Origin of the sequence: Ensifer sp. ENS03, assembly GCF_014852035.1 — a bacterium.
In the GTDB taxonomy this organism is placed as follows: domain Bacteria; phylum Pseudomonadota; class Alphaproteobacteria; order Rhizobiales; family Rhizobiaceae; genus Ensifer; species Ensifer adhaerens.
Map to the genome: position 1 here is coordinate 1 of NZ_JACVAV010000041.1, position 348 is coordinate 348.

General features: G+C 64.9%; 1 pseudogene. It reads left to right on the top strand.

Features of this window, described 5'->3' with window-relative positions:
* Nucleotides 1–348 (top strand): annotated as a pseudogene (locus IB263_RS33885) (urocanate hydratase); the annotation flags it as partial.

A 348-nucleotide genomic window follows, 5' to 3' on the forward strand; every position in this document is an offset into this window, starting at 1 on the left:
TCGCCTTTCAGGACATGGGCATCCCGACCTTCGACTACGGCAACAACATCCGCCAGATGGCCAAGGAAGAAGGCCTCGAAAACGCCTTTGCCTTCCCGGGCTTCGTTCCGGCCTATATCCGCCCGCTTTTCTGCCGCGGCGTCGGCCCGTTCCGCTGGGCGGCCCTGTCCGGCGATCCGGAAGACATCTACAAGACCGACGCCAAGGTCAAGGAACTGCTGCCCGACAACAAGCACCTGCACAACTGGCTGGACATGGCACGTGAGCGCATCGCCTTCCAGGGCCTGCCGGCGCGCATCTGCTGGGTCGGCCTCGGCGATCGCCACCGCCTCGGCCTCGCCTTCAACG